The organism is Aciditerrimonas ferrireducens, assembly GCF_023130475.1.
In the GTDB taxonomy this organism is placed as follows: Bacteria; Actinomycetota; Acidimicrobiia; order Acidimicrobiales; family UBA8190; genus Aciditerrimonas; species Aciditerrimonas ferrireducens.
Map to the genome: position 1 here is coordinate 26,324 of NZ_JAKHEX010000023.1, position 9,794 is coordinate 36,117.

At 73.7% G+C, this 9,794-nt stretch carries 11 protein-coding genes; 4 read left to right on the forward strand and 7 right to left on the reverse strand.

What is annotated here, in order from left to right; genetic code table 11:
- Positions 1-211 precede the first annotated feature (211 nt).
- The 4 genes from Acit_RS10960 (at position 212) to mftC (ending at position 3,954) form a co-directional block, all read left to right on the forward strand.
- Entirely contained in the window at positions 212-2,017 is a 1,806-nt protein-coding gene (locus tag Acit_RS10960) for a phosphoenolpyruvate carboxykinase (GTP) (RefSeq protein WP_248109018.1), read from the forward strand.
- A 9-nt stretch (positions 2,018-2,026) separates the two neighbouring features.
- Positions 2,027-2,266, forward strand: coding sequence for an Lrp/AsnC family transcriptional regulator (locus Acit_RS10965; RefSeq protein ID WP_248109020.1), 240 nt, complete (start codon positions 2,027-2,029; stop codon positions 2,264-2,266).
- A gap of 277 nt (positions 2,267-2,543) precedes the next feature.
- Positions 2,544-2,678: a mycofactocin precursor MftA gene (gene mftA / locus Acit_RS10970; RefSeq protein ID WP_376746051.1), complete on the forward strand. Its 135-nt coding sequence runs from the start codon at positions 2,544-2,546 to the stop codon at positions 2,676-2,678.
- Positions 2,679-2,682: 4 nt separating this feature from the next.
- Positions 2,683-3,954, forward strand: coding sequence for a mycofactocin radical SAM maturase (gene mftC / locus Acit_RS10975; RefSeq protein ID WP_248109024.1), 1,272 nt, complete (start codon positions 2,683-2,685; stop codon positions 3,952-3,954).
- A 48-nt stretch (positions 3,955-4,002) separates the two neighbouring features.
- Here mftC and mftD read toward each other — a convergent pair whose 3' ends face one another.
- From mftD to Acit_RS11010, 7 genes are all read right to left on the reverse strand, one after another.
- Positions 4,003-5,211: a pre-mycofactocin synthase MftD gene (mftD, locus tag Acit_RS10980; protein WP_248109026.1), complete on the reverse strand. Its 1,209-nt coding sequence runs from the start codon at positions 5,209-5,211 to the stop codon at positions 4,003-4,005.
- 18 nt (positions 5,212-5,229) lie between these two features.
- Complete coding sequence (locus Acit_RS10985) at positions 5,230-6,402, reverse strand: CaiB/BaiF CoA transferase family protein (protein ID WP_248109028.1); 1,173 nt, start codon at positions 6,400-6,402, stop codon at positions 5,230-5,232.
- A 63-nt stretch (positions 6,403-6,465) separates the two neighbouring features.
- The gene (locus tag Acit_RS10990) at positions 6,466-7,410 is read right to left on the reverse strand and encodes an alpha/beta fold hydrolase (protein WP_248109030.1); all 945 of its coding nucleotides are present in this window, start codon (positions 7,408-7,410) and stop codon (positions 6,466-6,468) included.
- A 50-nt stretch (positions 7,411-7,460) separates the two neighbouring features.
- On the reverse strand, positions 7,461-8,207 hold the full coding sequence (locus tag Acit_RS13240) for a PH domain-containing protein (RefSeq protein ID WP_312710516.1): 747 nt from the start codon (positions 8,205-8,207) through the stop codon (positions 7,461-7,463).
- 38 nt (positions 8,208-8,245) lie between these two features.
- Complete coding sequence (locus Acit_RS11000) at positions 8,246-8,986, reverse strand: anti-sigma factor family protein (protein WP_248109032.1); 741 nt, start codon at positions 8,984-8,986, stop codon at positions 8,246-8,248.
- Positions 8,974-9,567 (reverse strand): sigma-70 family RNA polymerase sigma factor, encoded by a 594-nt coding sequence (locus tag Acit_RS11005; protein ID WP_248109034.1) that lies wholly within the window; start codon positions 9,565-9,567, stop codon positions 8,974-8,976. The genes Acit_RS11000 and Acit_RS11005 overlap by 13 nt, the downstream gene beginning before the upstream one ends.
- A 4-nt stretch (positions 9,568-9,571) precedes the next feature.
- The coding region (locus tag Acit_RS11010) for a hypothetical protein (RefSeq protein WP_248109036.1) at positions 9,572-9,794 on the reverse strand (223 nt) is incomplete at its 5' end.

A 9,794-nucleotide genomic window follows, 5' to 3' on the forward strand; every position in this document is an offset into this window, starting at 1 on the left:
GCGGTGGCCGTCTCCGAGGAACCAGGAGGGACCGAATTGGGGACGACCACGCTCCATGCCTACCATGAGGGGATCCAGCGGAGTGCGGGGGCCGGCACCGGCCGGTCTGCCGTCGAACCCGGGGTCGGTGGATCGTCCAGGCCTGCCCCCCTCGGCGACGGGGCGGGCGGGACGACCTCGACGAGCGCTCGGGCCGAAGGGAGGAGCGTCCATGGCACCCACGACCAACCGCAAGCTGCTCGACTGGGTGGAGGAGGTGGCGGCCCTGACCACCCCGGAGCGGGTCGAGTGGTGCGACGGCTCCCCCGAGGAGTACGAGCGGCTCTGCCAGCTCCTCGTCGACAACGGCACCTTCACCCGCCTTTCCGACGCAAAGCGGCCGGCGAGCTACTGGGCGTGCTCGGATCCGTCGGACGTGGCCCGAGTGGAGGACCGGACCTTCATCTGCAGCCAGGACCCCGCCGACGCCGGACCCACGAACCACTGGCGGGACCCCGTCGAGATGCGGGCCACCTTGACCGAACTCTTCCGAGGCTCCATGCGGGGCCGAACCATGTACGTCGTGCCCTTCTCCATGGGCCCCCTCGGCTCCCCCATCTCCCACATCGGCGTCGAGATCACTGACTCGCCCTACGTCGTGGTCTCCATGCGCATCATGACCCGCATGGGCCAGGCGGTCCTCGACCACCTGGGCCCCCAGGGGACCTTCGTGCCGTGCCTCCACTCCGTCGGCGCACCCCTCGAGCCCGGTCAGGCCGACGTGCCCTGGCCGTGCAACCCCGACAACGAGAAGAAGTACATCGTCCACTTCCCCGAGACCCGCGAGATCTGGTCCTACGGCTCGGGCTACGGCGGCAACGCCCTCCTCGGCAAGAAGTGCTTCGCCTTGCGCATCGCCTCGGTCATGGCCCGCGACGACGGCTGGCTCGCCGAGCACATGCTCATCCTCAAGCTGACCTCCCCCGACGGCGAGGTCCGCTACGTCACCGGTGCCTTCCCCTCAGCCTGCGGCAAGACCAACCTCGCCATGCTGGTCCCCACCCTGCCCGGCTGGAAGGTCGAGACCATCGGCGACGACATCTGCTGGATGAAGTTCGGTGAGGACGGCCGCCTCTACGCCATCAACCCCGAGGCCGGCTTCTTCGGGGTGGCCCCCGGCACGAACGACCAGACCAACCCCAACGCCATGGCCACCCTTCGCCGCAACACCATCTTCACCAACACGGCCCTGACCGACGACGGGGACGTCTGGTGGGAAGGCATGACCGAGGAGCCTCCCGCCCACCTGACCAGCTGGAAGCGCGAGGACTGGACGCCCTCCAGCCAGGGTCCAGCCGCCCACCCCAACGCGCGTTTCACCGTGCCCGCCGACCAGAACCCGGCGTGCGCCCCCGAGTGGGAGGACCCTCGGGGTGTGCCCATCTCGGCCATCCTCTTCGGCGGCCGGCGCCGCAGCGTCGTGCCCCTCGTGACCGAGGCCTTCGACTGGTCCCACGGCGTCTTCCTTGGGTCCATCATGGCCTCCGAGACCACCGCCGCCGCCACCGGGGCGGTCGGGGCGCTCCGGCGCGACCCCTTCGCCATGCTGCCCTTCTGCGGCTACAACATGGCCGACTACTTCGCCCACTGGCTCCGCATCGGCGCCAAGGCCGAACCCGAGAAGCTGCCTCGCCTCTACTTCGTCAACTGGTTCCGACGCGACGCCGAGGGCCGGTTCCTCTGGCCCGGCTACGGCGAGAACTCCCGAGTCCTCGCCTGGATCTTCGGTCGGGTCGCCGGGACGGCCGAGGCCGTCTCCACCCCCATCGGGAACCTGCCCACCCCTGACGCCATCGACACCACCGGTCTGGCCGTCTCCCAGGAGGACATGGCCGAGCTGCTCCGGGTCGACCTCGAAGGCTGGCGGGCCGAGGTGCCCCTCATCAAGGAGCACTACGCCCGCTTCGGGGATCGGCTCCCGGCCGAGTTGGCTGCCCAGCTCGACGCCCTCGAGCACCGGCTCGCCCAGGCGGACTGAGGCCCTCCCATGACCGTCAGCGCCTACGTCCTCATCCAGACCGAGGTCGGCCGGGCGGCCTCGGTGGCCAGCGAGGTCGGCCGCCTCCCCGGCGTGGTCTCCGCCGAGGACGTCACCGGGCCCTACGACGTCGTGGTGCGGGTCGAGGCGGACACGGTCGACGACCTGGGCACCATGGTGGTCAGCCAGATCCAGCGCATCCAGGGCATCACGCGGACGATCACCTGTCCGGTGGTCCGCCTCCACTGACCCCGAGCGACGCCCCGCAGCCGGCCTTGCCCGGGTCCGCAGCGCTCCGCCATCACTGGACCGACCTCCGACGTCGGTGGACCGACCTCCGGCGTCGGTGGACTGAGTTCTTGGGGTTCTTGGGCCGTTGTGGAGTTTGTGTGATCTGTTGTGATTGACGGGCAGCCCGCCCTCGCTGCCGACGTGTTCGTCCTGGCGGTCTTGGAGCGGGCGTTTTAGCATGCGGCTCATGACGATCCTCGCTGGTTCTGGACGCGACGTGGAGGTGCCGGGCGGAATGGTCACCGGAGAGGCCCAGCGCCGAGCGCAGCTCGTGGACGGCGAGCCGGTGACGTCGGAGGACGGGGAGCTGGTGGTCGAGGAGTTGGTCGTCGAGGAGCTCTCCATCGACGGCATGTGCGGCGTCTACTGAGCCGGTGACCCTCGCTGCAGGGAGCCAGGTGGCTCGTCGGCCGGAGGGGTTCGGCGAGCTGCGCTACGACTACGCCACCCGGCGCTTGACGTTCCTTCGGCCACGGAGGGAGGCTGGTCGGCCTCTGGCCGAGGCCTTGGCTGACGGGTTGGGCGCCCCGATCTGTCTGACCTGGGAGCTCACCTACGGCTGCAACCTGGCCTGCGTGCATTGCTTGTCGTCCTCGGGGCGCCGGGATCCTCGGGAGCTCAGCACCGAGCAGGCCCTGGGGGTCATCGAGCAGCTGGCTGCGCTGCGGGTGTTCTACGTGAACATCGGGGGTGGTGAGCCGACCATCCGCCGGGACTTCTACGACCTGGTGGAGGCGTGTGTGACCCAGGGCGTGGGGGTGAAGTTCTCGACGAACGGCACCACCATGACCCCGGATCGGGCGGAGCGGTTGGCGGGGAGCGACTACGTGGACGTGCAGGTCTCCTTGGACGGGGCTGATGCGGCCACGAACGACGCGATCCGGGGACCAGGCTCGTACGCGGCGGCTCGCCAGGCGATGGCCAACCTGGCGGCCGCTGGCATGGTCGGTTTCAAGGTCTCGGTGGTGGCGACTCGCCAGAACGTGGCGCAACTGGATGCGTTCTTGGCGTTGGCCGAGGAGCACCGGGCCCAGTTGCGGGTCACCCGGCTGCGGCCCTCGGGTCGAGGAGCGCGCAGCTGGGCCGAGCTGCGGCCCACACCCGAACAGCAGCGGATCTTGCACCGCTGGCTGCTCGCCCACCCCGAGGTGCTCACGGGGGACTCGTTCTTCCACCTTTCGGCGCTCGGGGCACCGTTGGCGGGCTTGAACCTCTGCGGGGCGGGCCGGGTGGTGTGCCTGATCGATCCCGTGGGGGATGTCTACGCGTGCCCGTTCGCCTTGCACCCGGAGTTCCGGGCCGGGTCGGTCCTCGACCCGGGGGGGTTCGCCGCGGTGTGGCGCGACTCGCCCCTGTTCGCTCGCTTGCGTCAGCCCGACGCCGGCAGCGCGTGCAGCGCCTGCGGCGCTTACGAGGCGTGCCGAGGCGGTTGCATGGCGGCGAAGTTCTTCACCGGCTTGCCGGCCAGCGCGCCGGACCCCGAGTGCGTCTTCGGGCACGGCGAAGCGGCCCTGGCCGCGCTGCCCGCTGGCGCGGCGCCGGACCCGGGGCCGGGGCACGACCCGATGGGGCGTCCCCGGGCCTTTCGGCAGCCGGTCCGGCTCAGCGGCGTGCGGCTCACCGGCGGGGCGGCGAACCGGCCCTGATCGGGCAGTCCCGGTGGGTCGGGCCCCGGTGCGTTAGGCCCCGGTGCGTCAGGCCCCGCTTGGCTGGTCGTCGGCGCCGAGCGCCCGGGTGAAGCCGGGGGGCACGAGGACGTCGCGGCGTTCGAGCTCTTTGACCGAGGCTCGGCCGAGGCCCATGAGGGTGGACTCGATGCCGCTGCGGAGCAGGTCCAAGACGTTCTCGACCCCGGCCTGGCCGTTGGCTGCGAGGCCCCAGAGGGCGGCCCGGCCGATGAGGACGGCCTTGGCTCCGAGGCAGAGGGCCTTCACCACGTCGCCGCCGCGGCGGATCCCCCCGTCGAGGAGCACCTCGACGTCGTCGCCGACGGCGTCGGCCACGGCGGGCAGGGCCCGGATGGTCGCGGGGGTGCCGTCGAGGTTGTTGCCGCCGTGGTTGGAGACGGAGATGGCCCGCACCCCGCAGTCCCGGGCTCGTTTCGCGTCGTCGACCCGGACGACGCCCTTCAGGAGCAGGGGGCCTTCCCAGGTCTCGACCAGCCAGCGGACGTCGTCCCAGGTGGGGGGCGGGGTCTGCATCCACTGGCCGTAGGCGCCGAAGAAGGTCGGGGCGGGCTCGCCGGGTTCGGCCATGTTGGGGACCGTGAGGTCCGGGAGCTGCCCGTGGCGGAGCCACTCGGCCAGCCAGCGGGGCCGGGCGAGGACCTCGGGGGCGAGCTTTACCATGGCCTGGAGGTCGAGCTTCTCGGGGATCCAGGGGCTGCCCCAGTCCCGGCCGACGGCGAAGGACCAGTCGAGGGTCACGATCACGCCGGCCACCCCGGCTCGCTTGGCTCGGTCCAGGCGGCGGGCGATGGCGTCGCGGCCCCCGACCCAGTAGACCTGGAAGAAGGTCTGCGGGTTGGCGGCCACGACCTCCTCGAGGGGCTTGGAGGCGAAGGAGCTGAGTCCCATGGCCACCCCTCGGTTGGCTGCCGCCCGGGCCACGGCCACCTCGGCCTCGGGGTGGACGGCCTGGACGCCGGTGGGGGAGATGAGGACCGGCATGGACAGGCGCTGCCCGAGGACCTCGACCGCCAGGTCCCGCTTCGGGGGCTGGCCGACCACGTGCGGGGCGAAGCCCAGCTCGGCGAAGGCCGCGACGTTGTCGTCGACGGTCACCCCTCGCTCGGAACCGGCCACGAGGGCCGCGTAGACCGAGCGGGGCAGGCGCCGGCGGGCCCGGCGCTGGGCCTCGGCCACGGTCTCGAACCACGGGTTTTGCCGCCAGGGCCAGTCCATTCCTTCATCCTTCCACGCTCAGCGGCCAGCGTCGCCGGCTGCCTCCTCGGCGGAGGGGCCGAGAACACCGGCGTCGGCGAGCTGGCGGACGGTCGTCTCCTCGAGCCCCCAGGCGACAAGGGCCTGACCGCCGTCGGCACCAGGCTGGGGGGGTGGGCAGCGCACAGCCCCGGGGGTCCGGGAGAACCGGGGGGCTGGGCCGGGCTGGGTCACCCCGGCGACCTCCACGAAGGTGCCTCGGGCACGCAAGTGGGGGTCGGCGGGCGCCTCCCAGGGGGCCCGGACCGGGGCGACGCAGGCGTCGGTGCCGGCGAAGACGGCCTCCCACTCGGCCTGGGTCCGCTCCGAGAAACGCTCGGCGAATCGGGCCTTCGTGGCCGGCCAGGCCGCCCGGTCCATCTGCGGGGGCAGCTCGGCCGGGTCGAAGCCGAGGCCCTCCAGCAAGGCCGCGTAGAACTGGGGTTCGATGGCCCCGACGGCCATGTATCGCCCGTCGGCCGTCTCGTAGACCTCGTAGAAGGGCGCGCCGCTGTCCAGGAGGTTGGCGCCCCGCTCCCGTTCCCAGAGGCCGGCCTGCAGAAAACCGTGGAGCATGGTGGTGAGCGAGGCGGCCCCGTCGACCATGGCGGCGTCGACCACCTGACCCCGACCCGAGCGGGCCCGCTCGACGAGGGCAGCGCAGATCCCGAAGGCCAACAGCAGTCCCCCGCCGCCGAAGTCCCCGACGAGGTTCAGCGGCGGCACCGGCCGGTCACCGTCACGGCCGATGGGCCAGAGGGCCCCGGCGAGGGCGATGTAGTCGATGTCGTGACCGGCCCGCTCGGCCAGGGGCCCGTCCTGACCCCAGCCGGTCATCCGGCCGTAGACCAGCCGGGGGTTGCGGGCCAGGCAGGCCTCGGGGCCCACCCCGAGGCGCTCGGCCACCTGGGGCCGCCAGCCCTCCACCAGCACGTCGGCCCGCTCCACCAGGGCCAGCACGGCCGCCACCCCCTCGGGTCGCTTGAGGTCGAGGGCCACCGACTGCCGCCCTCGGAGCAGCAGGTCCCAGGAGGGTTCGGGGCCCGGGGGCCGACCGAGGCGCTCGACCCGGAGCACCTCGGCGCCGAGGTCGGCGAGGAGCATGCAGCAGTAGGGGCCCGGGCCGATGCCGGCCAGCTCGACGACCCGGATCCCTTCGAGCGGTCCGCTCACCTGTTCCTCCTTCTCGTGACGCGACGGGCTCGTCCCCGGCGCCGCCGGCTCGGGGCTCCCGGGTCAGGCGAGCCGCGGGTCCGCGGCTCTGACGGTGGCCAGGACCGCGTCGAGGACCGTGGGGATCGCCCCGGGGGGCAGCTCGTGACCCATGCCCGGCACGACGACCAGCCGGGCCCCGGGCACCGCCTTGGCGGTGGCCTCGCCGCCCGAGACGTCGATCAGGGGGTCGGCGGCCCCGTGGACCACGAGGGTCGGCACGCGAAGGGCCGAGAGCGCGGCCGTGCGGTCCTCGGCCAGGAGGATGGCCATGAGCTGGCGCGCCACCCCGTCGGGCCGGTAGGCCCGGTCGTAGCGGGCCGCTGCCCGGGTCCGAAGGGCCTCGTCGTCGACGGGGAATCCGGGCGAGCCGAGGACCCGGTGGTTGGCCAGCTCCCACTCGATCCAGCCCTCCCGGTCCGAGGGACCGCCCCGGGTCAGCAAGGCCGCGGCCTCCTCGGTCGGCTGGCCGACGCCAGGCGCCCCGGTGGTCGACATGACCGAGTAGAGGCTCCGGACCCGCTTCGGGTGCCGGATCGCCACGAGCTGGGCGATCATGCCCCCCATGGAGACCCCCAGCACGTGGGCGTCGGGGACCCCGAGGGCGTCGAGCAGCCGGACGACGTCGTCGGCCAGGTCCTCCAGGGTGTAGGCCAGGGCCGACCGGTCCCGTCGGGAGAGCACGCCCAGGTCGAACCGGAACCGGGGGTCCCCGCCGCTCGAGAGCCCGGCGTCGCGGTTGTCGAACCGCAGCGTGGCCAGGCCGGCTGCTCGCAGACCGGCCAGGAAGCTCGGGTCCCAGTCGATCAGTTGGCCGCCCAGCCCGTTGACGAGCACCATGACCGGCCCTTCGGGGTCGCCGACCAGCTCGTAGCAGAGCCGCACCTCCCCGCCGAGGAGCTCGGCGACCCCGGCCCTCGGCTCCTCGGCCGCTCCGCTGGCCTCCTGGCGAGCACCTGCCTCCCCCATGCCGGCATGGTCCCCCGCTCTGGACCGCCCGGTCAACTCGGCTGGTCGGTTCAGAGCTCGGCCAGGAGGGACCGCCGCTTGGCCTCGAACTCGGCGGCGGTCAGCAGACCCTCCTCGTAGAGGGCTTGGAGCTCCCGCAGCCGCTCGGCGACGCTGCGGCCATCCCCGGGGGCCGCCGGGGGCCGCGCCGGCTCGCTGGCACCCGCGCCCGGCCCCGGGAGGACCCAGCCGGCCGGCGGGGTGGGCTCGCCGGTCCATGGCCCCCGGGTCGGCCCGGGCAGCCCGGCGCCGCCGGGCCACAGGGCCCCGGCCGACCGCCAGGCCCCGAGGGCGTCGCGGAGGGCAGCCTCCCAGGCCCGGGGCCGGGGCAGGCCGGCAAGGACGAGCTCTTCGCCGCCCCCGGCCCGCACCGCCACGCTGCCCCGCCGAAGCAGCCAGTCCAGGGCGCTGCGTCGAACCTCGACCTCCCCGATCTGGGAGAGCAGCAGTTCCACGGTGGTCCGCCCGAACAGGCCCCTTCGGCACCGGAGCCGCCAGGTGGTCAGCTGGTAAGAGGTGCGGGAGCGCCGCCAGAGCCGGGCGCCGATCCAGAGGATCAGGATCCCTTCGAGGGCCGCCAGCACCCACCACAGCGCGACCGGCCAGGTCGGGGCCACGACGACCAGGGCAGCCAGGAGGCCGAGTCCGGCCACCCCGGCCAGGGCCGGCCAGCCGATCGTGGTCCACGACGGCTGCCCCTCGAGGACCAGCTGCTCGCCGCCCGACAGCTCGACGTTCCGCGACCGACCGACGGGCACCGCCTGGAGGGTAGCCCCCGGCCCGATCGGGGTCGGGCTCAGGGTGCGTTCGAGCTCAGGTGCCCGCGCCCGATGACGCGCGGACCGGCCAGCACCTCGACCTGCTCGATGCTCCGCCAGCGCCAGGCCGTCGCCATGGTCACGACCGCCTGATGGGCACCCGCGAGCCAGGTGCCGGCCACGACCTGCCCCGCTGGCCCGAAAAGGACGCAGCGCAGGGTCGTGCTGCTCGTCGGCTGGTCCCGAAGGACCAGGTCGACTTCGGTCCCCCACGCCTTCGGCACCAGCTGGACCGTCCCGAGGACCGGCCCGTCTCCCCTCGGCGCCCGGAGGAAGGCGCTCGCCACGACGGCGGCTTGGGCCGCGCCCGGTGCCCCCGTGGCGCTCTGCTCCAGTCCGAAGGCCAGGCCTGCGGCGCCGAGGCTCAGGGCCACCACGACGGCCACCCGGCCGAGCACCCGCCGGCGGCACTCCCGGACGGCTCGTCGGCAACGGGCCGAGAGGACCTCGACCCGGTGCTCCGGCGTGCCCGGGGCCGCTGCGCCGGGGTCGGCCGCCGCACGGTCCGGGCCGCTCGGCGCGCCTCCGGGCAGCACGCCGCTCCCCTGTGCGACCCGCCGGAGCAGGGCCGGCAGGGGGGCCAGCTCGGCCAGCTCCTCCTGGCACCCCGGACAGGCCCGCAGGTGGTCGGCCACGAGGCCGTGCTCGTCGGCGGCGAGGGCTCCGACGAGGTAGGCGCCGAGGAGCTCCCGGATGGCCTGGTGGCTCAGATCGGCCATGCCAGCTCCTCTAGGGCCAGGCGAAGGCTGCGCAGCCCGTAGTAGACCCGGCTCTTCACCGTCCCCACCGGGACCCCCAGCGTGCGGGCCACCTCGGCCACCGGGCGGCCCTCGACCACGACCTGCTGGAGCACCTCGCGGTGGGCGGCCGAGAGCCGCTCGACGGCAGCAGCCACCACGGCGGCCTCGACCAGCTGGTCGGCCTCGTCGAGTGCCGGGAAACCGGGATCGAGCCGGCCGGCTGCCGCCCCGCGGACCCCCTCGCCACCAGGTCCCCCACCGAGCCCCTCCAGGCCGACCTCCCGTGGCCGCCGCCGCTGCCGCCGGCCGCGGTCGACCGCCAGGTTCCGGGCCACCGTGGCCAGCCAGGCCCGAGCCGAGCCGCCGTGGCCGTCCAGGGCCTCGGGGTGTCGCCAGGCCCGCACCAGGGTCTCTTGCATGAGGTCCTCGGCGGCGGGCCGGTCACCGGCGGTCAACCGGAGGCAGAACGAGGCGAGCCAGGACCCGTGCTCGGCGACCAGCGCCCGCAGCTCCTGCTCCTGGGCGTCGTCCCCGCCCTGCCTCCGGCGACCGCGGCCCACGGGGTCAGCCGGCGTCGGCCAGCCCGACCACCGGGCTGCGGGGATGCAGGCCAGCACCCGGCACGGACCCCAGGTACGAGGCGTCCCCGAAGGCGTACACCCCACCGTCCTGGCCGACCAGCCAGTAGCCCTGGTCATCGGGGGTCGGCACGATCCCCACCACCGGCGCCGCCGGCCGCACCCCGATCCCCGGCAACGACCCGAAGAACTGGGCGTCACCGAAGCTG